16 protein-coding genes are annotated in these 26,023 nt (G+C 48.0%); 9 read left to right on the top strand and 7 right to left on the bottom strand.

The features are described from left to right. The first annotated feature begins 40 nt into the window (after positions 1-40). The 3 genes from KDN34_RS06355 to lolE are packed head-to-tail and all read left to right on the top strand — an operon-like array spanning position 41 to position 3,235. The gene (locus KDN34_RS06355) at positions 41-1,273 is read left to right on the top strand and encodes a lipoprotein-releasing ABC transporter permease subunit (RefSeq protein WP_212596057.1); all 1,233 of its coding nucleotides are present in this window, start codon (positions 41-43) and stop codon (positions 1,271-1,273) included. Between the two features lie 16 nt (positions 1,274-1,289). Then, positions 1,290-1,985, top strand: coding sequence for a lipoprotein-releasing ABC transporter ATP-binding protein LolD (gene lolD / locus KDN34_RS06360; RefSeq protein ID WP_212596545.1), 696 nt, complete (start codon positions 1,290-1,292; stop codon positions 1,983-1,985). After that, entirely contained in the window at positions 1,982-3,235 is a 1,254-nt protein-coding gene (lolE, locus tag KDN34_RS06365) for a lipoprotein-releasing ABC transporter permease subunit LolE (protein ID WP_212596058.1), read from the top strand. Before lolD ends, lolE begins: the two co-directional genes overlap by 4 nt. 55 nt (positions 3,236-3,290) lie before the next feature. On the opposite strand, the gene KDN34_RS06370 is transcribed toward lolE, so the two are convergent. Continuing rightward, positions 3,291-3,800 (bottom strand): DUF2062 domain-containing protein, encoded by a 510-nt coding sequence (locus tag KDN34_RS06370; protein ID WP_212596059.1) that lies wholly within the window; start codon positions 3,798-3,800, stop codon positions 3,291-3,293. Positions 3,801-3,889: 89 nt separating this feature from the next. Here KDN34_RS06370 and KDN34_RS06375 point away from each other — a divergent pair, with 89 nt between their 5' ends. The 6 genes from KDN34_RS06375 (at position 3,890) to KDN34_RS06400 (ending at position 13,606) form a co-directional block, all read left to right on the top strand. Continuing rightward, positions 3,890-6,199 (top strand): DNA internalization-related competence protein ComEC/Rec2, encoded by a 2,310-nt coding sequence (locus KDN34_RS06375; protein ID WP_228730473.1) that lies wholly within the window; start codon positions 3,890-3,892, stop codon positions 6,197-6,199. A 40-nt stretch (positions 6,200-6,239) separates the two neighbouring features. After that, on the top strand, positions 6,240-8,042 hold the full coding sequence (gene msbA, locus KDN34_RS06380; protein WP_212596546.1) for a lipid A export permease/ATP-binding protein MsbA: 1,803 nt from the start codon (positions 6,240-6,242) through the stop codon (positions 8,040-8,042). Positions 8,043-8,048: 6 nt separating this feature from the next. Continuing rightward, positions 8,049-9,050 (top strand): tetraacyldisaccharide 4'-kinase, encoded by a 1,002-nt coding sequence (gene lpxK, locus KDN34_RS06385; RefSeq protein ID WP_212596061.1) that lies wholly within the window; start codon positions 8,049-8,051, stop codon positions 9,048-9,050. Between the two features lie 19 nt (positions 9,051-9,069). Then, positions 9,070-9,252 (top strand): Trm112 family protein, encoded by a 183-nt coding sequence (locus KDN34_RS06390; RefSeq protein ID WP_212596547.1) that lies wholly within the window; start codon positions 9,070-9,072, stop codon positions 9,250-9,252. Between the two features lie 219 nt (positions 9,253-9,471). Then, entirely contained in the window at positions 9,472-10,188 is a 717-nt protein-coding gene (locus KDN34_RS06395; protein ID WP_212596062.1) for a BUD32 family EKC/KEOPS complex subunit, read from the top strand. A 463-nt stretch (positions 10,189-10,651) separates the two neighbouring features. Then, positions 10,652-13,606, top strand: coding sequence for an Ig-like domain-containing protein (locus KDN34_RS06400; protein ID WP_212596063.1), 2,955 nt, complete (start codon positions 10,652-10,654; stop codon positions 13,604-13,606). 71 nt (positions 13,607-13,677) lie between these two features. Here KDN34_RS06400 and KDN34_RS06405 read toward each other — a convergent pair whose 3' ends face one another. The 6 genes from KDN34_RS06405 to KDN34_RS06430 form a co-directional block, all read right to left on the bottom strand. Continuing rightward, a complete protein-coding gene (locus KDN34_RS06405; protein ID WP_212596064.1) occupies positions 13,678-15,975 on the bottom strand; it encodes a hypothetical protein in 2,298 nt (765 codons plus the stop codon). Positions 15,976-16,432: 457 nt separating this feature from the next. Continuing rightward, positions 16,433-17,203: a DsbA family protein gene (locus KDN34_RS06410; protein WP_212596065.1), complete on the bottom strand. Its 771-nt coding sequence runs from the start codon at positions 17,201-17,203 to the stop codon at positions 16,433-16,435. Between the two features lie 43 nt (positions 17,204-17,246). Continuing rightward, positions 17,247-18,614: a sigma-54 interaction domain-containing protein gene (locus KDN34_RS06415; protein ID WP_212596066.1), complete on the bottom strand. Its 1,368-nt coding sequence runs from the start codon at positions 18,612-18,614 to the stop codon at positions 17,247-17,249. Between the two features lie 91 nt (positions 18,615-18,705). After that, a complete protein-coding gene (locus KDN34_RS06420; RefSeq protein ID WP_228730440.1) occupies positions 18,706-19,596 on the bottom strand; it encodes an MBL fold metallo-hydrolase in 891 nt (296 codons plus the stop codon). A 102-nt stretch (positions 19,597-19,698) separates the two neighbouring features. Beyond that, positions 19,699-22,740, bottom strand: coding sequence for an efflux RND transporter permease subunit (locus KDN34_RS06425; protein WP_212596067.1), 3,042 nt, complete (start codon positions 22,738-22,740; stop codon positions 19,699-19,701). Then, positions 22,737-26,009, bottom strand: coding sequence for an efflux RND transporter permease subunit (locus KDN34_RS06430; protein ID WP_212596068.1), 3,273 nt, complete (start codon positions 26,007-26,009; stop codon positions 22,737-22,739). The genes KDN34_RS06425 and KDN34_RS06430 overlap by 4 nt, the downstream gene beginning before the upstream one ends. Between the last annotated feature and the right edge of the window lie 14 nt (positions 26,010-26,023).

Genomic DNA, 26,023 nt, shown 5'->3' on the forward strand with positions numbered 1-26,023 from the left:
GATTTGGCCGTGTCATGGTTGAGGAGACGCTGTTCTGTCCATGAACCCGGTTCTTTCCTGTTTTATTGGTTACCGTTATTGGCGGGCACGTAAGTCTAATGCCTTTGCCTCCTTTATCACTTTTTTTGCAGTCAGTGGTATTTTCCTCGGAGTCGCCGCACTCATTATTGTCAGTTCAGTAATGAACGGTTTAGAAGGGCAACTCAAACAGCGGATTTTAGGTGCTGTACCACAACTCACCGTGCATAGTGAACACCCCTTCAGTGATTGGCAAAATTTGGCTGAGTCGCTGAAAACTCTACCGGGAGTGCGTGGCGCGGCGCCTTCTATCGCCACACAAGCGATGGTGCAGTCCAGCGAGAATATCAGTGCAGTGCAACTCTACGGCATCATTCCAGATGCTGATCGTCAGTTGTCACCGATCGCTGACCATACATTTCCAGAAGCCTACAACGCGCTGCGGAGTGGCAGTTACAAGGTGCTGCTCGGTGGCGAGTTAGCCAGACGACTGAATGTCAGTAGCGGTGATAAAGTGCGGCTGCTAAGTGGTGATGGCGTGGTGTATTCACCATTAGGGCCGGTGCCAAGTCAACGCACTTTTGTGGTCGCGGGCGTATTTGATATGGGATCACAGGTTGATGCCAATGTTGCCTATATCCATTATGCCGATGCTCGCCGACTAATGCGTAAGTCTCCAGATGCAATCCAAGATTTACGCTTGTTCTTGACCGATCCGTTTGCCGCGCCGCAATTGACGCCAAAAGTCGAGCAGTTATTGGCAAAACAAGGTTTAAACGTTTCAGCCAGTGATTGGCGCGATAGCTATGGCCACCTGTTTGCTGCTGTAAAAATGGAAAAGAACATGATGTCGCTGATGCTCAGCCTGATCATTGCCGTTGCTGCATTTAATATCGTATCGGCACTGGTGATGATGGTGGTCGATAAAACATCAGATGTAGCGGTGCTGAAAACGCAGGGACTCGGGCGTGTGGACATTATGCTGGTGTTTGTGTTTCAGGGATCACTCAATGCGTTGTTGGGTCTAGTGCTCGGGCTGGCGTTAGGTATTACGGCTACCGAATATATCAATCCGCTACTTAACAGTGTGGGGATCAGTATTCTTGGCCCCGGTCAGTTATTACCGGTGATTATCAATCATCAACAGTTACTTGCAATTGCCATCGGCACTGTCGTCATCACGTTACTGGCGACACTTTATCCGGCGTTACGAGCTGCAACGGTGCAGCCAGCCAATGCCCTTCGTTATGAATAAAGCTAAGAGAGAACAGATGCAGAATATGCCATTACTGCAAGTCCAAGGGGTCAGCAAGAGTTATCAAGAAGGTAAACTTAGCACACCGGTGTTGCATGAGGTGGCGCTGACAGTAAATGCGGGTGAGCAATTAGCAATTGTTGGCAGTTCGGGCTCGGGGAAGAGCACCTTGTTGCATATTATCGGCACACTGGATAAGCCAAGCGCAGGGCAGGTATTATTGGACGGTGAAGAGCTGTATCAGGTCTCAGCCGCGCGACAGGCTCAAATTCGCAATCAAGCGTTGGGTTTTATCTACCAGTTTCATCATTTGCTACCTGAGTTCACTGCGCTGGAAAATGTCTGTATGCCGGGCTGGATCGCCGGGCGTAATAAACAAGAGGTACGGCAGCAGGCTGAAGCGTTGCTAGCCAGGGTGGGACTCGCCCATCGACTGCAACATTTACCCTCTGAACTTTCTGGCGGCGAGCGGCAACGCGTGGCGATTGCCAGAGCGTTAATCAACAACCCGAAACTAGTCTTAGCCGACGAGCCTACCGGCAATCTGGACGCCAGTAGCGGTGAAGCGGTTTACGAGTTGATTAGAGAACTGGCCTCGCAGTTGGGGACTGCGTTTGTGGTTGTCACTCATGATCATCAGTTGGCGGCGCGTATGGATCGACAACTGCAAATGGTCGATGGCCATTTGAGTGAAATGGAGAACCACGTATGAAATCGGCGCTGCCTTTACTGATCGGTTGGCGTTTCTATCGGGCGCGGCAGCGCAGCGGCTTTGTCAGTTTTATCTCTTTTGCATCCACTGCTGGGATAGCGTTAGGTGTGGCAGTGCTTATTTTGGTGCTGTCTGCGATGAACGGCTTTGAAAGTGAACTGGAAAAGCGCTTGTTGGGCGTGGTACCTCAAGGCGAACTGCTCTCCGCCGGACAACCCATTAGCGATTGGCGACAGATGGTGGCAGATGCTAGTGCCATTAACGGTATTACCGCCGCCGCACCCATGGTAAAAATTCAGGGATTGATACAGAAACCTGGCGGGTTTGCTGGGATCCAGATAACCGGCGTTGACCCGACCTTGGAGCAGAAAGTATCCGCCCTTGGCAATTACCTGTCTCAACAAGGCTGGCAGAGTCTGGAAGGCGATGCCAATCATATTGTGATGGGACAAGCGTTGCTGAAAAAACTGGGGTTAAAAATCGGCGATTCCGTGACGCTTTACCTACCCCCGCCTAAAAGCCAATCTGCGGCAACAGATATCGGTCGTGCGCGTAGCCATACCTTGGTTATCAGCGGCAGCTTTAGCGTCGGTGGTGAATTAGACTATGCCAATGCTTACATGCCTTTAGCTTATGCTCAAAAACTGATGGGGCTTGGCGATGCGGTTAATGCGGTGCGTATCAAGGTTGCCCGGGTTTTTGAAGCGCCAAGACTTATCCGTGAACTTGGTTACCAGCAGCAACAGATGCTTTATATCAGTGACTGGACGCGCACGCAGGGCCATCTTTATCAGGATATCCAGATGGTACGTACCATTATGTATCTGGTTTTAGCACTTGTTATTGCGGTAGCTTGTTTCAATATTGTCTCGACGTTGGTGATGGCGGTGCGGGATAAAGCGGCAGAAATTGCAATTTTAATGACGATGGGATTTAGTCGTAAAGCGATGATGGCTGTGTTTATGGTGCAGGGTGCACTGAACGGGGTCGTCGGCTGTGCGATTGGCACGGTCGTCGGGGTGTTATTGGCGCGTAATCTTTCAGCAATCACGGCATTTATTGAAAAGCTGACTGGCCACCAATTCTTGTCAGCTGATGTCTACTTTATTGATTTTTTGCCATCTCGGTTGGAGTTGTCAGATGTAATACTGGTATTACTGATGGCCCTGATAATGAGTTTACTGGCAACGTTATATCCGGCATATCGCGCCAGTCGTATCGCACCGGCGAGAGCCTTGGCCGCACGCTAAGCATTAAAAATACAACAGGCCGCTTACGCGGCCTGTTGACTATGGCGACACATACTTATTTTCCGCGGCGTTTCTGCCACTGCATATAGATTGAATATTGCCAGGCGCTGCGCACGACCGCATATCCCACCACGGCACTGATAACGCCGAAGACAAAGCATCCCAGGAAAAAGGGCGGCGCAATGGTTGAAAAGGACTCTTCAATCCATTTCCATGATAATTCGAAGGCAAACTGTTCTGGCGGATGGTGCAGTATTTTGGCGCCGGCCAGATACGCCAAATAAAACATCGGTGGCATAGTCACTGGATTGGTAATCCAAACTAATGCGACTGAGACTGGCAGATTCACGTTAAAGGCAATGGCGAGTGCAGCGGCCAGTACCATTTGAAAAGGCATGGGGATCCAGGCTACGAATAAGCCAATAGCAAATGCACCTGGGGCTGAACGACGGGTAAGTGCCCAAAGATTCGGGTTATTCAGCAAACCACCAAACATACGCAGGTATTTGTGTTCCCGTAGAACTTCGGGTTTAGGTAGGAACTTTTTTATCAGTTTCTTTGGCATAAGATTCGATTGCTGTCTTAACTTAGCTGATGAATTACATACTGAGCGGCTTTTGCCTGGCAATCACGTCGACCATTTTCTGGCCAACGATGCCATCCACTCCATTATCACAGTTAATTATTGCAGGGGCTTTACTTCTGTGCGCACTCTGGCAATGGAATTACGCAAATAACGTAAAAGCGCTAATGTGCGGAGCCCTTGCAGGGATTTTGTGGATGACAGTGTATTGCCATTCGATATTGTCGTTGCAGGAAGTGGACGAATATTCATCGCTTCGGGGACAGACGACACCCCTGACTGTGCGGGGGAAAATCATATCACTGGTTAACCGCAATGGCGACTGGATTAATATAGAAGTTGCTGAATCAAGAAAATCCAATAATGGGATCGCCGCCAGACACTGGCGTCTGGGCTGGGACGTAAAACAACTTTCCCCTCCGGCAACCTTATTACCGCAAATAGGTGAACATTGGCAGTTTCAGGTGCGTCCACGCGCGTTTCCCTCAGTATTAAATCAAGGTGGGTTTAATCAACAACGTTATCTGTTAGCGCAGCATATTACTGTTAAGGGTAGCGTGATTTCTGCGGTGAGAGAGCAGACTGCCGATGATTGGCGGGCGTCATTATTAACGCATTTAGCTCCTATCCTGAACCGATTTAACAATGGCGATATTCTGCTGGCATTGGTGATGGGGGAACGTGTGTATATTGATGAACAACGTTGGCGGCAGCTACGCCAGAGCGGTACCGGTCATTTAGTGGCGATTTCTGGTTTGCACCTGTCAGTAGTTGCCCTGTGGTTGTATGGCTTGTCTCGTTTCGCGTTCACGCGCCTTTGGCCAACCACCGGGCGGCGTAATTTGCTGGTGGCGCAATTACTGGCATTAGCTGCGGCTGCTGTGTATGCGTGGTTAGCGGGTTTTGGAATACCGGTACAACGAGCGCTATTAATGTTACTTGCTTTGATATTGGTCAATCTGTCAATGCGTGCCGTATCTGTTTGGGAGCGCTGGTTGTGGGCAATGGCAGTTGTCTTACTGTTGGATCCTCTGGCCCCGTTAAGTGGCGGCTTTTGGCTGTCATTTATAGCGCTGGCGTTAATTCTGTGGGAGTGGCAACGTCCACGCCTATCAAGTGATGAGTCTTGGCAACGTAGATTTTTCCACTGGTTCAGGCAATTTTGGCGGATCCAATGGCGTTTATGCTTAGGTTTAACGTTGGTGCAGGCGCTGCTATTCGGCGGTATCAGTCTGCACAGTTTTTGGATCAATTTATTGTTAGTCCCCTGGTTCAGCTTGGTGGCGATCCCGCTGGCGTTAATGGCGCTGCTGTTCTGGGGCTGTTTCAGTGTGCTGAATTTTCCTGATAATTTTGCGCTGATACCCTGGCATTTGGCAGATTGGGCCTTGTTGCCAGCCAATGTGTTATGGCAATTAAGTGATCATCTGCCAGGCAGTTGGGTGTTATTGCCGTGGTCATTGACTTTGAGTCTATTGTTCTTACTGGCCGCGGTATTGGTGTGGTACTGGCGTCCTTTCAGCACTTATTTGTGGCTGCCCCTGCTACTATCTTTGCCTGCCGTGTTGCAATTGGGGCAATGGAGTAGCGTGCTTCATTCAAAAGGGTGGCAAGTACATGTGTTGGATGTTGGCCAGGGGTTAGCGGTTGTCGTGCAGCAGGGGCCCCATGCGCTGCTATTTGATACGGGAGCTTCATTTCCTTCCGGATATAGTTACGCCGAACAGGTCGTTTTACCTTTTTTGGCTGCGCAGGGAATTTGGCAGCTCGACTATTTGTTGGTCAGCCACGGTGATAACGACCATGCTGGCGGTGCTCAGGCAATAATGCAGACATTTCCAGCGACGCAACTGATCACTGATGTTAAAGGTTTACCTGCATATACTGATTGCCGACCCAAACAATGGCATTGGCATGCTTTAACGCTCACGATACTCGGTCCAGCGACTGCGGCGGCCGGTAACGATGGCTCCTGCGTTTTACGTGTCTCTGACGGCCAACATGTCGTGCTGTTGCCCGGAGATATTGAATTGCCAGGTGAGGTTGCACTGTTACGTCGGGCAATCTCATTGACAGCCGATATCCTGCTAGCGCCACATCATGGCAGCCGAACCTCATCCACTGCCGATTTTGTTGCTGCGGTGCGGCCAATCTGGGTGGTTTATCCAGCCGGTTTGGGCAATCGTTGGCAGTTTCCTAAACCGGAAGTTCAGGCGAGATACCGCAAGCTAAACTCATATCAGTTAGTTACGGGAGAGCAGGGACAGCTAAGCTTTGTCATCAACGATCAGGGGATTGAAGTTTATCCCTACCGTAAACGTATTTTCCCCTATTGGTACAACCGTTTGTTTGGATTTGGTAACACAGGCAATCCAGAGTAGAATGCCGACTTTGCCAATATCATTGCAGTTACCGTCACCCATGGCCAATACTCCGAAAAATGAAACCTGGATAGTATTCAAAAGGTTAGTTTCTTATGTCCAGCATCTGAAAAAAGTGTTCATCATTTCCGTACTGGGACTGCTTGGCTACGGTGCGGTTGATGTCACCTTTATGGGTTTTATAAAACCGTTTGTTGATGAGGGATTTGCACCCAAATCAGCGGTTACCGTGGGTACCGATATTGTGTCCACCCAAGGTTTTCAGTCTGGAAATGATGTGTTGGCGATGGCGCCATTTATCGTCGTGGGTTTATTTATCCTGCGTGGCCTGTTTAACTTTATCTCAACCTACGGTATTTCCTATATGAGTACCAAGGTTATCCAGGAGATGCGCCAACAGGTGTTTGAACACATTCTCAAACTGCCGGTCAGTTATATGGATCAACAAAACTCCGGTAGTCTTATTTCCAAGGTAACCTACGACACCGAACAAATTGCCCGCGCCTCGGGTAATGCGTTGATCACCATTGTGCGTGATGGCATCACCGTTATCGGCATGATTGGAATGATGTTTTTTTTGTCGTGGAAATTATCCATTTTTATTCTGGTGATTGCTCCTGCTATCGCGCTGGTGATCACGATCGTCAGTAGACGCTTTCGCAAGGTTTCCAGACAGATCCAGAATGCGATGGGTTCCGTCACCACGGTGACGGAGCAGATGATCAAAGGCCACAAGAATGTGCTGGTGTTTGGTGGACAGAAGACAGAAGCCGAGCGTTTTGAAAAAGCGAATGATTTCAACCGCTATCAGAATATGAAACTGGCAACCACCCAGGCCATTAGTCAACCTCTGGTGATGATTATTGGTTCCTTCGCCTTAGGGGCGGTGATTTTTGCGGCCAGCCTCGATAGTTTGCGTGGAGAACTGACCGCTGGGATTTTTACTACCGTGCTGGCCTGCATGCTTTCTATGTTACAGCCGATCAAGAACCTGACTCGCATTAATGCTGAGTTTCAGCGCGGCATCACCGCTTGTACCACGGTATTTGAGTTATTGGATACGCCTCCTGAACAGGACAATGGCCATCATGAAGTCGAGCGGGTGCTGGGAAATGTCAGTTTTCGCCATGTAGATTTCCGTTATCCTGGACAGGAAAATCGGGCGTTGAAAAATGTGAGTTTTGACGTCAAACAGGGTCATACCTTAGCGTTAGTTGGCCGTTCTGGCTCTGGTAAGTCCACAATTGCCAGCTTGTTAACTCGCTTCTACAGCAACCTGGAACAAGGCGATATACTGCTGGATGATGTCAGTATCTATGATTATTCATTGAAGTGTTTGCGTAGTCAGGTGGCATTGGTCTCTCAGCAGGTGACATTGTTCAACGACACAATTGCCAACAATATTGCATATGCTTATCCGGGAACTGCCAGCCGTGAACAAGTAGAAGATGCCGCCAGACTGGCCTATGCCACGGAGTTTATCGAAAAATTACCTAAGGGCCTTGATACCGAAATTGGTGAGAATGGCGTCACTTTGTCAGGGGGGCAGCGGCAACGTATTGCGATTGCTCGTGCCATTTTACGGGACGCTCCGGTACTGATCCTTGATGAAGCTACTTCCGCATTGGATACCGAATCTGAAAAGGCTATTCAGAAAGGACTGGATAACCTTCGACGCGATCGTACGTCAATTGTGATTGCTCACCGCCTATCAACCATCGAAAACGCTGATGAAATTCTGGTAGTTGATCAGGGCCAAATCGTTGAGCGCGGTAATCATAAGACTCTGCTAGCTCAGGATGGAATGTACGCCAAACTGTATCAGATGCAATTTGGGAGTTAACCACAGGTGGAAACACTGATTAACCGCATCTGGTATGGTCGCCATTGGTCGCGTTGGCTGTTATGGCCGTTATCATGGCTATTTGCTTTGATAAGTGGTTTGCGTCGGTTAGCGTTCCGTTTGGGTATAAAACAGCAACAGCTTTTGCCGGTGCCAGTGATCCTGGTCGGTAATATTACTGTTGGTGGCAGTGGTAAAACGCCAGTGGTGATATATCTGATCGAGTTGCTGCGGCGTCAGGGGTATCGCCCGGGCGTTATCAGCCGCGGTTATGGTAGTGAGCAGACAACTGCACGTATGGTCACTGCTGATTCAACGCCGGCAGATGTTGGTGATGAACCCTGTATGATAGTAAATCGTACTGGCGTGCCGATGGCTGTCGGCAGTGATCGTATTGCCACAGGCTTGTTGTTGCTACAGTCAGCCGTTGTGGATGTTATTATCAGTGATGACGGGTTGCAGCATTATCGCTTGGGACGGGCGCTAGAGTTACTGGTGCTCGATGCTAAGCGAGGGTTAGGCAATGGTATGTTGCTGCCAGCTGGTCCATTGCGGGAAGGGGCCTGGCGGTTAAGCACTGTGGATTTTATTCTGAGCAATGGTGCCAAGCAGGATGCTCAGGGCCATTATGCTATGACGCTAAAATCTGCCGGATTACGCGCCGTATCATCACTTAACCCGAACAGTGTACCGACCACCGCAGAACCTGTAACCGCCATTGCGGGAATTGGCAATCCCCAGCGTTTTTTTGAAACATTACAGGCTGAGGGCTTTAACTTGGCACAGACCAAGGTATTTGCGGATCATCATCCCTATAATGTACAAGATTTTGCGATGTTCTCTTCGCAGCAGCCGTTACTGATGACAGAGAAGGATGCTGTAAAATGCCGGGCGTTTGCCGGTGATAATAACTGGTGGTACCTGGCAGTAGACGCCGTGTTTTCGGCAGAATTTGAATCGCAGTTGCTGGCCCGAGTGCGGACAGTAATGACCAACAGACATGAGTAATGAGAAAGGACAGTCAGAGATGGCATTTGATAAAAAACTTCTGGAAATTGTGGCGTGCCCGGTATGTAAAGGTAAGCTGGAATACGATAAAGAACACCAGCAGCTGATCTGTAAGGTAGATCGACTGGCTTATGCGATTGATGATGGAATTCCAGTATTGCTGGCAGACAAAGCAACAAACTGGCAGGAACGTCAGGAATAATCCTTTCGCGAGAAATGAAACACCACCAACCTAGGTGGTGTTTTTGTTTCTGTTGTTTAATTTTGGTAATGGCAAGTGTTAACAAGAACCAAATGAAGTGTTTTTGATTTGTATAATATTCTAATTATTAACATTTAATTGGTATTATATGCTGTAAGTTTTTGATATGACCACGGTAGTGGAGAGATAATTGCTCTGATTTTGGAATGGAGTCCTGTTATGGAGCAAAGTCTTAGAGAGCGGGTGCAGCAGGTGCTCAATACTCATCCGGGTCAACGTGTATGCCGTTTCGACTACCAGGGAAATTATTTCTGGTTGAAACAAGCGGAAATTCTGCATGGTACTCAAAGGGTGTTAAAGCCCAATCCCCAACAAGCATTAGAACATGAAAAAAGCACCTTATTGTTGCTGAAAAATAATTCAGCTCCGGTGCCTCGGATTGTTGACTCTGGTGCAGGTTATTTCGTGGTGGAAGATGCGGGAATTACATTAAAGGATTGGTTGAATTCGCCTCTTATCGACGATGAGATGTTGCAGCAGATCCTAGAAGACAGTGCCAGAGCGCTAGCCGGACTACATAACATGGGGTTTGCCCATGGCCGACCCGCATTAAGGGACATCAGTTGGCGACAAGGGCAGGTAACGTTTATTGATTTTGAGGCTCATCATCCAGAAAAAAGCCTGCTATTTCAGTACATGCGCGATCTGGTGGTTTATATCCATAGTTTGTACCGCTATCTGGGGCCAGTAAATGACAAAATTGCGAGGGTAATTGAATGTTATCGCAATGCGGGTGGCGAACAGATCTGGCAAGAGACCAAGCGTTTTCTTGCAAGCTGGCAATGGTTGTATTATTTGCTGCGTCCTTTTCGGGATATCGGTGGTCGTGATATCCGTCCGGTTTATTGGTTGCTGTGGCATTTTCGCCATGCCTGAATTAGCCGATCCCATCACTCAAATTTAACAGCGTCAAAAAACATTCATTGTTATTTTTATGTTGCAAATAGCGCTAACTGACTGTTTCTTTTTTTAAATGCATTTTAATAAGATATTAAAATTGTAAACCAATGAAAAATGGTCAAAAAATAATCTGGTATGACCAGTATATTTTTTAATCATGCTTATTGCTTGTTTTCCAAGGAAAACTACTGAAACCCTCGAATTTACTGGGTTTCAGCCTATATACATTGCTTTGTTACTTTCCTAGAATGCCTGCTCTAAACAGGTAAAAACCTGTTAGAAATAAAAAATGAGACATATATCACGAAATGGCGGAAGGGAAATCCTTCGTGCATATAAGTTTCAAATAGTTAAATACAAGAAATACAAATTTGCCGCATCGTTTTTATACGGTCTGCAGCAGGGATGTGTTTTGCTCAAAATTTAAATGAGACCGATCATGAAATTTTCCGCCTTCATACTGTTATGTAGCGCTGTGCTCAGTCCGGCGCTGTTTGCGAGTACGTCTGTTGACGAACGTTTAGCCTCCAAAACTAGCAATACTTCAACCTTAAAAGCTGATGTAGAAGCGCGTTCAATCGCTTTGGGAAAGCAAGGTGTTGCAGTGACAAAAAGCAATGGAAATGCGGACATTGCCAAGTTGGTCAGTAATGCAGAAACAAGACAGCAAAAGCTATTGGCGCTGTTCAGAAAAGATCCCCAAGCGGCAGTAAATGCAATTCTTCCCGCCGATGTCAGGAGCCAATTACCCACAGAAATACAGCCTTATTTGGCACAGTATGGCGAACTGGAGGGTAAGTTGCTGTTGGTTAATGAAGACAGTGAAGATGGCACTCATCGCATACGCTATTTCATTTCTAATGATAAAAACGACAACATTGAGTTAGCAGTTTCAGCATCACAGCAACAAGCGCTGAAATCAGGCATGAATGTCAAAGTCAAAGGTTGGCAATTCAAGAACACTGAACAGCAAGTCAGTGCCGTAGCGGTTGCTGACGATAGCGATTCATTGCAGGTGCTGGCGGCGACTGATAACACTACTACGGCAGATCCTGTGACCAGCTCTGGTGTGCTCAGTGGCACCACTGGCGATCAGAAGTTGCTAGTATTGTTACTTAATTTTCAGGACAATCCGACAGTTCAACCATGGACTATTGCTGAAGTTCAACAGATGGTCTTTGGCACTATTAATCAGTATTACCAGGAAGCGTCATATGGTCAGACATCGCTTAGCGGTGATGTTAAGGGCTATTACACGCTACCGGTAGATACCAACTGTGACTACATGTCGTTGGATGCATATGCTCAGCAAGCGGCGACAGATAATGGTATCGATCTGTCACAGTACCAGCGTCTGGTTTATATCTTCCCTCAAAACAGCACCTGTGGCTGGCGGGGTCAGGGGACCATCGGTGGTAGCCCTTCTCGTGCCTGGATCAATGGCGAAATGAATCTGCTGACTATTGGTCATGAACTCGGTCATAACCTCGGCTTAAAACATGCGAAAGAACTGAGCTGTGGTAGCGGTTATCTGAGTGACAGTTGTATAGCGATTACTTACGGCGATACGCTGGATATCATGGGTAAGTCTGAAGGCCATTTTAACCTGTTCAATAAAGAGCGCCTTGGTTGGTTGACCAGTGCTGATATTGTACAGGCGGACACCGATGGCAGTTACCAGATAACACCTTATGAAACCGCCCGAGACGGTCAGCCGAAGGGGTTAAAAGTCCGTCGTGGCACCGATAGTCTGACAGGTGACGCATTGTGGTATTACCTGGAGTATCGTCAACCCATTGGTTTTGATGCTTTCTTGGCGGGTAAGGCTGACACCCAGGGGGTGCTGGTACACCTTAACGAAAGTGCCAACGATATTGAAAGTAGCGAACTGCTGGACATGACGCCTCAAAGTAGTTTGTTTGATTTGGACGATGCCGCATTAGCCGCCGGAAAAAGTTATAACGATAGCGCTGCAGGCGTCACTATTACGACGGAAAGCGTAAGTAGCTCAGATGCGAGTGTTTATGTGACCTATCAGGGCAGTTCCTGTGTACGGTCTCAGCCGTTGGTTACTGTGACCCCCGGTAGCAGTGATTGGGTAACAGCAGGTAGCTCAGTGGCTTATAGCGTTACCGTGACCAATAGTGACAGTTTGGAATGTAGTGATAGCAGCTTTACCGTCAGCACAGCGTTACCAACCGGCTGGCAGCAGACTGCACAGACGTTGACCCTCTCTCCTGGGCAAAGTAATACCGTGACGCTGAATGTCACCTCGGCTGCCACTGCTGCAGACGGTTATTATGATTTGCCAATCAGTGCCACTGCGACTAATGATGGCGCTGAATACAGTAACAGCCAGACGGTCAGTTATGTCATTGCGACTATTGCAAACACCTGTACCGCCAGTACTCCTGGCTGGAGCTTACAGACAGCGACTAGCGGTGAAGTCGAAGCAGGTACGGCAGTGACTTACCAAGGGATCATCAGCAACCTTGATAGTGATGGTTGTGACGCCTCAACCTTTGATGTCGCAGCCCAAGTGCCTGCTGGCTGGAGTGCCACAACGGCCAGTGTGACGCTGCAACCAGGTGAACAGCAATCCGTAGCGGTGCAAGTTGCATCGCCACTCACTGCTAATGATGGTACTTATGATTTCAGCATGACGACATCAAGTGAGACTGACAGCACGTTACAAAGCAGCGCCAGCGCTAGTTATATCATCAGCAGCCCTCAAGCTACATGTAATGAGTTGGCCCCAACTATTGTGGTTACTGGTGGTGGTACTTCAGTAGCCGCGGGGACTCAACAAACCTACACAGTCAAGGTCAGCAATGGTAACGACAGTAGCTGCGATAATATGAGTTATGCAATCTCAGCCACTGTGCCTGCTGGATGGCAGGCAGGTTCTGCCAGCATTACGCTGGCAAGTGGTACTACCCAGACCCTATCTTTGGTGGTTACTTCAGCGACAGATACGAGTGCCGGTGATTACTCCCTGACATTCACTGCCAGCAATACCGCTACCGGCATTAGTAACAGCGCGGTGACGAGCTACAGTGTGGCGCAGGCTGCCAACACAGCTCCTGTAGCGGTGGATGATTCTGTGTCAATCAGCAGTAAAGTCGCGGTAGACGTTAGCGTGCTGCAAAACGATACGGATGCTGATGGTGATGCACTGTCCATCGTCAGTTTTACCCAAGGCGCAAAGGGTAGCGTCGCTATGTCAGCTGATGGCGTGTTGCGTTATACCCCTTCCAAATCGTTTAAAAGCAGTGATAGTTTCAGTTACACCATCACTGATGGCCAAAGCAGTTCGACTGCGACAGTGACAGTTACCTTGTCATCAACGTCGGATACAACGACCAGTACCAGCAAAGGTAAGGGTAAGCCTTAAACTGATGCTAGATATAAAAAAGAGCCAGTGAATACTGGCTCTTTTTGTTAGGTATTACCGAGAATAACAATTTATTCTGCAGTACCTACCTGGATAGTGACATCAGAGGTTGAATCAGCACCCTCATCGTCAACTACTTGTACTACAACATCGTTCAGGAAGCTGATTGGATTGGTATTTTCCAGTCCTGGCTTGAACTCAATAGTAAAGGCACAGGCATAAGTGTCTGTAGCAGAGCCATTGTAGCCTAGCTCATGTCCAGAATCACACTGTGGGTAGGCCATACCATCAAAATCGCCGCCAGCGTTGATAATACGGAATCCGGCTTCATCAGCACCTGGGAACACGTCAACTCCGCCTAAAGTCAACAGGTTAAGAGTGACGTTTTCGATACCGGCGTTATGCATCTCCAGCACTACCAGCATGCTGGCAGCAAACTTCAGATCGGTGGCAGGTGATGTCGGTGTGAAGGTCACAGTGGCGTTGTCGTCATCGGTTACCGGCTGACCATCACTATCAATACCGTTAACGGTAGCAACGTTCACATGGGAATCGCCGGCATTACCCTTCAGCTGTTCTGGGATGACGCACTCTGCCCATTGTCCGGGATACAGCACATAACCTAACAGCGGAGTTGCTGAAATGGCACCGGATTCACTGGTGTTAGTGATCATACAGTCACCAGTCAGGGTACCAAATTTATCGTCAGTCAATGAAGTGAAGGTAACATAATCGACAGTATTCTGACCGTTAACCTGAGAATCTACCGAAACTCTGAAGGTGTAGTTCACAGTACGTGTCACGCTCGGATCATCACCAGTCTCCAGCACACTAGTCGGATTTGCTGTTTTTTCCAGGGTAATCGCTGATGGGATATCGTTGATGGTTACAGTGGCTGAATCGTTATCGGTCGCCTCTGCATTCTCGTCATCCACGGCTTTGGCGGTTACCGTATTGGTGTGGGAACCCGCACCGGTGCCAGAGATAAATTCAGTAAATGTACAGATGTATTCATTACCAGTGCCCTTATAAATGGAAACACCAGTAAGACAACTACCTTTACCATTCAGATCACCAAATTTATCATCCATCAGAGATGTCAGTGTTACCGGATCATCAAAATCGCCGGAAAGGTTGAAGACTTTGACGGTATAGATGACATCGGCACCAGATTCGGGTACCTGATCTATATTGGTGGTTTTCTGGACATCGATCACCGGGGGAACATTGGTGATTGATACCGTTTTCTCCAAAGAGCAATGATCGCCATCAACGGCTCCACTAAATGCGGCACAACTGTCGCCGTCCAGTACTGGATCCGCGTTTATATCCACCAGATGTGCCTTGATATAGTCTTTATAGAGCTGAGGATCGGGCACAAACGGCAGGTGGCTATCAATAATCTTGACCTTGAACATACAGCTGTAAGAGCCACTTGCGGCAATTTCACCGCCGTTGGCCGGCTGGGTACAGTTAGTTTCTGTCAGATACACACCATCGGTGGTACCGGTAGATGTTGCCCCCCACAGATTAATAGTCAGATCATAAGTACCATCGCCATCCACGTCGATTTCATCAGTTAATGCAGTGAGGAAGATCGGGGTGTAATCGTTGGGGTTATTGAAGTTGACATTAAAGCTGTATTCTCCACCTGGTTCGGTATGAGTAGCAGGAGTTGCTGCTGACTTCATGATTGTTGGGGGTTCAGGTTTGACAAACACATCGATATCAAACGCATCACAACGACATTTAGACGGGGTACCCGGCGCCGCAGGGTCATTTTCACTACAGTCGGCACCTTCTTTGTTGTGCCAGGCCATACAGTAGTTAAACTCTGCCTTGCCTGAGCTGTCATCATCACGGCAGTACATGGTGATTTGTTCACCGGTGTACACGTGGGTCGCAGAGTATCCGGCCGCTTTACTGATATCGGCACAGGCATCGAGTCCATTTTCAAGATCGACCCCAGGTCCATTGGTTTTGCCTAACAGAATAGAACAGGTATTAGTTGGGTCACTGTCCTGAGCACTCCAAGAACCTTCAGGAAGGTACACGGAGTAGTCGTAACGCTCGTTTGCGGTGGTGGTGATGGTCACATCGGCCAAAAATGTCACATCTTGGCCCAGTGTACATTCTACCGGAGTAGACCCATCCAGATTAGTGATATGGTCGACCTTACTGACGCGTACGTCATTCGCGGTACAGTTCAATGCAAACCCGGCCTGTTCTGCCATACACGCCTGATCAGTTAGTTGCGGGAAAAATGACGCATTTGCGGGCGTCAGTCCACCGATACTGTACAAACCGGCAGCGCAGAACAGGGCGATGCCTAATGTCCTGATTAGCTGGTAATATTTGACAATTTTCATCTTGTGTTCCTCCTGGATCTTATAAATAGCAATCGATCCAACTGGGATTGATGTACGTACTGTGTTGAGACCAGATCAAGGAAGGCCGTTTTAGTCATGCAACCTCTTCCAGTTCAGCACGGTTTGTGCAACAACAATAAGAATGCATCGTCAATTAGCAAACGTTGTTCCACAAAGTTATTGCATTGTTTTTAAAGTGTTTTTTATATATTTCAGAAGGTTTAAATGGGGATCGTGTTGCTTGAATGTTACACATTTGTTTTTTGTTGTGATTAATGCTTTAAATTCAATAGACTATCTGTGTAATGTGGGTGCAACACGTGACCTCCGGTGATACAGATTGATTGCTGCGTTTAGGGGAGGGCAATGGTAAGAATGAACGGTGAAATATAATGCGTTACCGTTACACAGCGCTGCTGATAAAGTCGTTCTGTGTAACGGTAAAAAGCTGTAGGCGTTAATCTGCGAGCTTTTTGGATATCAGCGGCAAAAAGGCTTCAATGGGTTGTGCACCAACCAAAAGTTCGGGTTCAATCAACTGGTTATCTTTGACTTTACCAATGACGAAACTGGGGGTGCCATTAATCCCTAACTGCTGGCCATAAGCCAGATCGGCAGCGACCTGAGTTTTTATCGCAGGATCAGCAAGGCATTTTTTAAATGTATCCATATTGAGTTTTAACTGCTCGGCAGCGCTAGCATAAAGTTCGTCACCTAATGTCTTGACGTTGGCGAATAACCGTTCGCGCATCGGCCAATATTGCTGTTGCGCTTTAGCGCATTCAGCCGCAATGGCCGCGCCTTCGGCTTTGCTGTGAAAGCTCAGTGGGTAATTACGCACCACGTACAGTACTTTGCCATTATCAATAAACTCTGATTTGAGCTTGCTAAAACTGGTATCCATAAACCGTTTACAGTAGGGACACTGAAAATCTGAAAACTCCAGAATTGCCACCTTGGCATCCTTTGACCCCAAAGAGGGCAGGGTTCCCCCCAAATCCAGGTCTTTTAATGTCGGTAGTGTTTTGGTTTTAGGCCGGGTGGAATCAGTTGCTATCTGGTGAATTTCATCCACCTGTTTGGCGACTTGCTTGAGCTGGATCTGCAGATTTTTAACATCCTGCCGCAACATCTGTAGTTGCTGCTGATCATCTGACGGCTTAGGTTGGCAGGCAACCAATGCCGCACATGTTAACAACAGGCTAATGACTGAACCGTATTTATACATGGCTTGCTCCTTGGCAGAGTATCCCTTATACGGCTGGGAGTTATCATAATTGAATATTGCATTTTTTAATCAAGCGGTAAAAAGTCGTCCGTGAAATATTCAGTTGTCTGGCCGCGGCTGAGATATTGTTATTATTTTCGGTTACCGCTTTCAGTAACAAATCGGCATCCAGTTTTGCCCGTTGCAAATTAAGTGCTTCGCAGGATTCAACAATGGTATTAGCTGACAATCCTAACGCCTGCGCCTGAATTATCTTATTGTCAGTCAACACCACTGCGCGATGAATGCGGTTACGTAGTTCACGCACATTGCCTGGCCAACTGTAGCTACAGATGGCTTTTACGGCGTCATCACTGAATACCATATTTTTATCCGCCCCCAGACAGTCATCCAACAACTGCTGTGCCAGCAGCATAATATCACTGCGGTATTCTCTGAGACTTGGTACATGTAAGCGTAATACATTTAACCGGTGAAAGAGATCTTCACGAAAACGTCCTTCATCGACGGCGGATTCCAGATCCTGGTGAGACGCAAACAGTAAACGGCAATCCACCTTTAAAGGGGTATTACTGCCGATGCGCATAATGGTGTGATCATCGAGGAAATGCAGCAAATGGACTTGTAAATCTAGCGGTAAATCGGCAATTTCATCCAGAAATAAGGTTCCGCCATTGGCTTGTTCTATTTGACCAATATAGCGTTTATCTGCTCCGGTAAATGCGCCTTTTTCATGTCCGAATAACGTGGAGTGAATAATTCCCGACGGTAATGCACCACAATTAACGCTGATAAACGGCCCATCAGATCGTTTCGATAGTTGATGCAGCCATTTTGCACAGAGTCCTTTCCCTGAGCCGGTTTCACCACTGAGCAATACAGTTTCATCGGCAGCCCCAAATTTTTGCAAATTGCGTCGCAGCGCCTGCAGTATCGGATGGTCACCCTGAATATCTGGAATAATAGGATTTTTGCTGGATAAGGCGGGGATGGTCGGGCACAACTGCGCCATTCCCCATGCATGACCAATGGCATTTATCACACGACACCAGTCCACCGGAAGGTGGTAGTAATCCACGAAATTAGCGGATAACAGCCAGCTATTATCCTTATTTAAAGGTGTGTCAGAAATTCCCAGCCAGTAAATACAGGGAAATTGCTGGTGGATGGTATCGATTTCATTGGCCAGGAAGTGCTGATTACTCGTATTGATGGTGGCGACTGCCACCTGAATATTATATTTGTGAATTGCTTGCAGCGCTTGGGTGGCATTGTTGACCGGAACGCAACGCCAAGCGGTATTTTGAAGTTTTTGACGACATTGTTGCAGACAATCTTCTGGATCCAGCAATAAAAAATAACGTTTTTCAACGTTATCTGTTGCGGGAAGGTGTTTGTCTGTCTGGTCCATAACATGAGACCTTTTTTTGACCCGTTCTCCTTTAAATTTTAGGAAAGGTTTATCTAGGTAACAAACCTGACCAGCAGTATTTTGAATGGTACTATTGAGCTGGAAGTCCTTTATATAAGGTGCGGACCCAACGTTCTTTAGGAATAAAATTCCACCCCCAGTTTTGCCAGCGTTCCGGTAACGGCGTTGCGAGCATTTCATCTAGGGTTTTGCTACTTCGTTTGCCATCCAACATCCAGTTAATACAGTCATCAAGCATATGTTTGAAGCGCAGCAGATCGGCTTTTGTTGCTAACGAACCATGCCCGGGAATAATTTGGGTGTTGTCATCAACAAGGTCCAGTATTTGGGCCACGGCATCGCGATATCCAATGACTGAGCCACCGTGTTCTAGGTCGATGAAAGGAAACCGATCTTTAAAAAACAGATCGCCAGTATGTGCGACTTTTCCATCCTGCCATAGGACAATAGTATCGCTATCCGTGTGCGCTGGACCGAGGTGGATGAGTTTCATGACCTGACCGTTAAAATGAATTTCCAGGCTACTGTCAAAAACCAAGACCGGCAATGCATTGCGCTCTATGCGTTGTTCTTTTAGACGGGTAAGTACCTGAGTTTGTGCGATGATGGTGCCGTATTGGCCAAAGAAATTGTTACCGCCGACATGATCACCGTGAAAGTGGGTATTGATGATGTACTTCGGATATCCATCATGGAGTTCGTGCAAAGCGGCAGATATCTTATCTGCCATAGGGGCATATTGATCATCAATAATCAATAAACCATCATTACCAGCACTGACACCGATATTGCCTCCTGCGCCTTCAAGCATATAGCGACCTGGTGCTAGTTCAGTCGTTTTGACGGTAACGTTGGCAAAGGCATCCTGCTCGGCGGCATATGTCAGTGGTGTCATTATGTACGATACCAGCAGCAGTTTGCCTAACCATGTTGATGTTTGTTTCAGCACGCCTGCCATCATGTTTGCTCGTCCCGTGAATTGTTTGCAGATAGGGAATAAAGTACGGAATCGCTATTTTAACTCTAACAAAGAAGCCGCTAAAGCGGCTCTTTAAAAGAAGTCTCAGGTCCAGGGCAATAAGCTTCGGCTCAGTTGCAACGCGTGGCCGAAGTACATTGCACTATGGTGCCGCATCCGATAAAACGCCTGGTAACACAGAGGCACCAGATACAGACTGGTGAGGGTAGAAAATCCGAGTCCGCCAATGATAGCGATTGCCATTGGGGCATACGCCGGACCTCCTGCGCCGATTTGGGTATGACCAACTGCTAAAGGTACCAACCCTAAAATAGTGGTGCCCACCGTCATCAATACTGGCCGTAACCGGGTGATACAGACATCAGAAATTACCCGTGACAATTGATCCAAATCAGGTGTCATCTGGTTAATCTGATCAACCAGCACAATGCCATTGTTGACTACAATGCCCATCAACACCAGAATGCCGATCATTGCCATCACTGACATGGGGGTGTGGGTGAGCAGCAGTGCCCAGAAAACCCCAGTGATGGAAAACAATATGCTGGTGATAATCGCGCTTGGCAGTAACAGCGATTCAAACAGCGCGGCCATGACGATATAAATCATGGCTACCGCCAGCAGCATATTTATCAGCATCACTGATTGCTCTTCATCCTGCTTTTCAAATCCGCCGGTAAGTGAGAATCGATAGCCATCAGGAAAATTCACGTGTTGCATTACCTGAGTGATCTCTTTTTGCGCCTGTTCCATGGTGATGCCTTCCAGATTGGCTCCGATGGATAAGGCGGTTTCCCGATTATAATGGCGGATCACGTCAAATCGGGGTTCAATCGCAATGCTGGCGATAGTGCCTAGAGAAAATACCTTATCCCCGATCCTGGCAATAGGAAGCTGTTTCAACGTTTCCAGTGATTGCTGCCACTGTTGCTCATATAACAGCTCAATTCGCAGTTCTCCACTGGGATCATGACGGAATGAACGTAATTGCGTGCCACGTAATGCGGTGCCAACTGTGCTGGCAATATCGTTGAGTTTCAGTCCCATGCGTGCCGCTAACTCACGGTCAATATGGATCACGACTTCTTTTTGGGAACCATTGAGCTCGGAGCGAACATCCTGTAACCCTTTGATATGAGATAACAGCGGTATTACCTGCTGACTAAGTTGAATGAGTTCGCTGGTGGAGCGGCCGGTAAGGGTAACGCGCACACCAGAGGTTTCATCTCCCCAACCAAACTGTGGTTTTGCAAAGGCGTATTTGGGAAAACCAGCGCGGATCTGCTTTTTGAGCGCATTGACGTCTACGGGTAAATCGGGCTTGAGTAGGATCACTGAACTTGCTTCGTCCGTAGCGTAGTAGCTGTATACGGCATCAATGTAGAACTTCTCTTTATTGGCGTAGAGATAGTCTTCCATCTGATTAACCATTGCTTCCGTTACTCGCAGGCTATGGCGACCATCTACCTGATAGTTAATGTACATCCGTTCTGTACTGTCGCTGTCTTCGTTGTCTTTTTGCACGAATTGCAGTGGTAAGGCGGTCGACAGCAAAATCAAAACAGCGATCAGGGTGGATATTTTAGGGTGTGATAATACCCAGTCGAGACTGCGTTGATAATGCCGCTGCATTTTGGGTGGGGCCGCGTCAACCACGTCTTTTTTCAGTTTGATATGGGCCAGTAATAACGGAATTAAGGTTTTTGCCACCAACAGCGAAGCGGCCAAGGAGATACAGATAGCGACAGCGACATGTTCCAACATGACGGTCAGCTGCACCTTGACCCCAAAAATGTTGGGTAAAAATACGATGGCGGTGGTAAGTGTCCCGGCCAGTACCGCCAGTGATACTTTGTCGACCCCGGCAATGATGCCTTCTATCCCACCATGATGATGTTGTTGTTCCTGAAGCACGCTTTCTGACACGACTACAGCGTTATCAATCAACATCCCAATCGCCAGTAACAGTCCCATCATGGAAAGTATGTTGAGGCTGTAACCGAGAAAGTACATGCCGGCGAGTGTCAGACCGATAGAGATTGGCACCGACGACACCACAATGAGCGTCATCGGCAGGTTACGTAGAAACAGATATAACACCACGAACGACAGCAGTGCACCGATCAAGCCTGACATCAACAGTTCATGCAGTGAGGATTCTACTTCCAACCCTTGGTTATCCATGATGAACAGCTTAATACCGCGAAATTGCTGGTCTTTTTTGACTGTATCAATAACTTTCATCACTTTATTGGAAACATCCACCAGATTGGCACCTGACTCCTTGAATATGTCCAAACCGACAGCATATTTCTGGTCAAGATGGCGGCCTTCTGTCCGCTCAGGCAGCGCAAAGCGGATGTCTGCGACATCACCAAGATGAATCCCTGGTGCGATGGTTAATGCGCTTATTTCATCAAGGTTACGAAACTCTCCCTTGGGTGAGACTTGATACAGCATCCCATCGTCACGCAAATCACCGCCGCTAACGATAAAGTTCTCTCGGAGCAACCGTTGGCGCAGTTGTGGTAATGCAATACCACTGGCGGCAAGACGTTGGGCATCAATCCGGACTTCAATCTGCTTCTGATCGACTCCATAAAGCGTGACTTTGGAGACTCCGTCAACCCGTTCTAATGGTCTGCGCAACTGCTTATCCAGCAGATCAAATGCAGCAGATAGCTCGCGGTCACTGGATATGCGCACGGTGAGCACTGGCATGTCAGCGGTAGAGAATTGCTGAATAAGCACTCGCTCGACATCATCAGGCAGTAAATGTCGCACCGCATCGATTTTCTCGCGGGCTTCCAGACTGCGGGTGGCAACGTTTTCACCCCATTTCATCTTAATTTCGATTTCACTGCCATCCTGGCTCGATTTCGACCTCAGCTCATCCACACCGCCCATCGTTGCCAGGGATTCTTCCAGCACATTGGTAATATCCCGCTCAACTTCTGCCGGAGAAGAACCTTTGTAGGGCACCTGTACGTCAATTTCCGGAATATCGATACCGGGGAACATTTCCAGCGGTAACAAGCGTGCGGCCGCCATTCCGAATAACAAGATGGCGATAAAGAACATGCTGGTCGTGACCGGTCTTTTTAACGCGAGTGCTGTCAGGTTCATGCGTTGACTCCTGTCACTTTGTCGTCATCGGAAGGCGTAGCAGCTTTGGCCGTGAACGTTTTCCGATCAAACAAGGCATAAAGTACCGGGATAACGACCAGTGTCAGCAAGGTTGATAAACTCAAGCCGAAAATCACCGTGATAGCCATAGGTGCTCGCACTTCTGCACCATCACCCAGACCGATAGCCATGGGTAGCAAGCCAAGTGTGGTCGTGAGGGTTGTCATCAGAATAGGCCGTAACCGTGATGCAGCAGCCTCGCGGATAGCTTCCAGCTTATCGACGCCCGCTGCCCGCTGTTGGTTAATTCTGTCGACCAACACAATGGCGTTGTTTACGACAATTCCCGCCAGCATGATAAGTCCAATAAACACAACGACAGACAATTTACTGCCGGTGAGCCATAGACCATAGACGCTGCCGCTAAGGGCCATTGGTACCGCCATTAGGATTAACAAGGGATGCAGCAGCGATTCAAATTGACTGGCCATCACGATATAGACCAGAAATACCGCCAGGATCAGTGCAATTTTCAGCGAGTTGAAAGAGCTTTCCATTTCCTCATTCTGTCCACCGAAACGGGTTTGTACTGACGCTGATATTGGCACCTGAGCCAGTAACTGACGGGCGCTGCTAACGGCTTGATTTAGATCGCCATACGCTAAATTGGCAGAGACAATCGCTACCCGCTGTTGACTGACGCGATTTATGGCTGAAGGACCGATGGTCAACTGCACATCGGCGACAGCACTTAATGGCAGTGGATGTGGACTGTCAGGATTGATGAGCATGGCACCAATATCACTTATCTGCCTTCTCTCATCGGCTTCGCTGCGTACCAGAATATCAATTTTGCGTTCACGCAAGGTGTATTTACTGGCAACAGTACCACCAACACGTTGTGCAATCCTGGAGGCAATTGTCGGTGCGTCCAGGCCCAACGCTGCGATCCGCGCGTGGTCGAAGCGAATCGTGATTTCTGGCTGTCCATCTCGCAAGGTACTGTTGATGTCGGTAAATCGTGGATCCGTTTCCAAGGCTGTTACCAACGCATCAGCGCTGCTTTTTAATGGGCCAAGCTCGTAACCACTCAGCTCGATTTCCAACGGTGTTTTAAAGGTAAACAGCTCCGGAAACTCAATGTTGGCTTCTAGCTCTGGAATTGTTCGGGCTCGGGCTCGCAGCTTAGCGGCTACTTCTTCAAAAGCGTGGTGATCTACCAAAACCACTTGTAGTCGGCCCCAGTTTTCTCCGCCACGACTGGTATCAGATGTCATCAGCCCGCCACTGCCCGCCTGGCTGTATGCGTGTTTTACGGCATTATCGTTGCTGATTGATGAAGCCAGCTGTTGCAGCACTTTATCGGTATGGCTAACTTCAGTGCCGGGAGGCAACAGAATTTCCACATAGAATTCGCCTTGATTCATCGGCGGGATCAGCTGCATTCCCAGGCGATTAACCAGTAATCCAGCAGAAGCAGTAAACACTAACGCGATGGCGATTGTTACCGCTTTGTGCTGTAGCGCACTATTGAGTAACGGCCGATAGAACCGTATGAGCAGTTGATACCCAGCGTTAAATACCGCCGATAATGGCCGCATAATTAAGCCTACGAGCCAACTCATGAACCTGACAATCATTAGGATGAAAGTCATGAGAGTTCGTGGCAGCCAGTTAAATAGTAAGGTAAAGGGGAGCGCAAACACTGTGGTACCATAATAGCGGAACTTGCCCCAGCGGCTGTCAGGTAGCGGCTTGGATGCTCTTTTAACTAAGGGAGGTAAGGCTTTAAAACCCTCTCTGGAGGCCAGCATTGGAATAGATGTCAGTGCCACCAATAGCGATGCTAATAAGGCAAAAGTTACTGTAAGTGCTTGATCTTTAAAAAGTGCACCCGCAATACCATCGACAAATATTAACGGCACAAAAACGGCAAGTGTGGTCAGTGTTGACGCGGTAATTGCCCCAGCAACTTCGCGCGTTCCGGTGACGGCGGCATCCAGTCGGTTCATCCCGGTTGCCTTACAGCGGTCGATATTTTCCAGTACGACAATCGCATTATCTACCAACAGGCCGACCGCCAGTGCGATGCCGCCAAGTGACATAATGTTCAGGCTTAGTCCTGCAAAATACATCATGTTAAAGGTGGCAATTACTGAAAACGGAATCGAAATGGAGATGATGAGGGTGGGAATAATGTCACGCAGGAACAGATAGATCACCAGCATGGCCAATAGACTACCCATCAATGCCGAAGCGGTGACTTCGTTGATCGCACTTTCAATAAATTCCGACTGATCATAAATCACCTCCGGTGTCGGAGCGCCTGTTTTAGCCGCTTGGGCTTTCATGCGTTGCAGTTGTTGCTGTACTTTTTGGGCAACGGCCACTGTATTGGCATCACCTTCTTTATAAATCGCCAGTTCAATCGATTCCTGACCACCAATACGGGTGATATCTGAGCGCTCCTTAAAACCATCGGTGACTTGGGCAATATCGCCAAGACGTACCAAAGTTGAACCATTTTTATAGATGATAATGTTGGATAATTCTTGTAGGTTACGGAATTGGTTTACAGTTCTTACCAAATATTCTTTATCGCCCTGAACTACTTTGCCAGCCGACAGGTTGATGTTCTCTTGCGCGATCCGTTGTTTGATCAGTTCACTGTTCAGATTTAGCTGAGATAATTTTTGCTGATTTAACAGAATATGAATTTCTTGTTCCAGACCGCCGGAGAGTCTCACTGAGGCGACGCCAGGAAGCGTTTCCAATTCGCGCTTAAGCTCTTCTTCAGCATAGGTGCGCAGTTGTTTCAGTTCAGCTTCACTGCCATCTTTTGCGGGTAGAGCCAAACGCATGATGGGGTCAAGATTGGGGTTAAACCGCAACAGTACCGGTTTATCAACATCCAGTGGCAGTTCAATCGTATCAAGCTTCTCGCGAACCTCTAGTCCGGCGAGATCCATGTTTGTTCCCCACTCGAACTCCAATTCGACGTCAGATGTTCCCGAACGCGAGACCGAACTGATTTTTCGTAGACCTTTTACAATACCCACCGCTTCCTCAATGGGTTTGCTGACCAATTGTTCGACTTCAACTGGAGCCGCACCATTATATTGGGTGCGGATAGTGAGTGTCGGGTAGCTGAGATCCGGCAGTAGCTTTACCGCTAACCGTGAAAATCCGACCATCCCAAATAACATAATGGCCAACATAAACATCCAGACGGTAACTGGGCGTTTGACTGAGGTATCAATCATTGACATTGCAAAAGCCCCTT

It is taken from the genome of Shewanella yunxiaonensis (assembly GCF_018223345.1).
GTDB lineage: Bacteria > Pseudomonadota > Gammaproteobacteria > Enterobacterales > Shewanellaceae > Shewanella > Shewanella yunxiaonensis.

Excerpts from the sequence above, each read along its gene's own strand:
- KDN34_RS06355 (WP_212596057.1), top strand. The coding sequence starts at position 41 with ATGAACCCGGTTCTTTCCTGTTTTATTGGTTACCGTTATTGGCGGGCA.
- lolE (WP_212596058.1), top strand. The coding sequence starts at position 1,982 with ATGAAATCGGCGCTGCCTTTACTGATCGGTTGGCGTTTCTATCGGGCG.
- KDN34_RS06425 (WP_212596067.1), bottom strand. The coding sequence starts at position 22,740 with ATGAACCTGACAGCACTCGCGTTAAAAAGACCGGTCACGACCAGCATG.
- KDN34_RS06400 (WP_212596063.1), top strand. The coding sequence starts at position 10,652 with ATGAAATTTTCCGCCTTCATACTGTTATGTAGCGCTGTGCTCAGTCCG.
- msbA (WP_212596546.1), top strand. The coding sequence starts at position 6,240 with ATGGCCAATACTCCGAAAAATGAAACCTGGATAGTATTCAAAAGGTTA.
- KDN34_RS06390 (WP_212596547.1), top strand. The coding sequence starts at position 9,070 with ATGGCATTTGATAAAAAACTTCTGGAAATTGTGGCGTGCCCGGTATGT.
- KDN34_RS06405 (WP_212596064.1), bottom strand. The coding sequence starts at position 15,975 with ATGAAAATTGTCAAATATTACCAGCTAATCAGGACATTAGGCATCGCC.
- lolD (WP_212596545.1), top strand. The coding sequence starts at position 1,290 with ATGCAGAATATGCCATTACTGCAAGTCCAAGGGGTCAGCAAGAGTTAT.
- KDN34_RS06410 (WP_212596065.1), bottom strand. The coding sequence starts at position 17,203 with ATGTATAAATACGGTTCAGTCATTAGCCTGTTGTTAACATGTGCGGCA.
- KDN34_RS06375 (WP_228730473.1), top strand. The coding sequence starts at position 3,890 with ATGCCATCCACTCCATTATCACAGTTAATTATTGCAGGGGCTTTACTT.
- KDN34_RS06420 (WP_228730440.1), bottom strand. The coding sequence starts at position 19,596 with ATGATGGCAGGCGTGCTGAAACAAACATCAACATGGTTAGGCAAACTG.
- KDN34_RS06430 (WP_212596068.1), bottom strand. The coding sequence starts at position 26,009 with ATGTCAATGATTGATACCTCAGTCAAACGCCCAGTTACCGTCTGGATG.
- KDN34_RS06415 (WP_212596066.1), bottom strand. The coding sequence starts at position 18,614 with ATGGACCAGACAGACAAACACCTTCCCGCAACAGATAACGTTGAAAAA.
- KDN34_RS06370 (WP_212596059.1), bottom strand. The coding sequence starts at position 3,800 with ATGCCAAAGAAACTGATAAAAAAGTTCCTACCTAAACCCGAAGTTCTA.
- KDN34_RS06395 (WP_212596062.1), top strand. The coding sequence starts at position 9,472 with ATGGAGCAAAGTCTTAGAGAGCGGGTGCAGCAGGTGCTCAATACTCAT.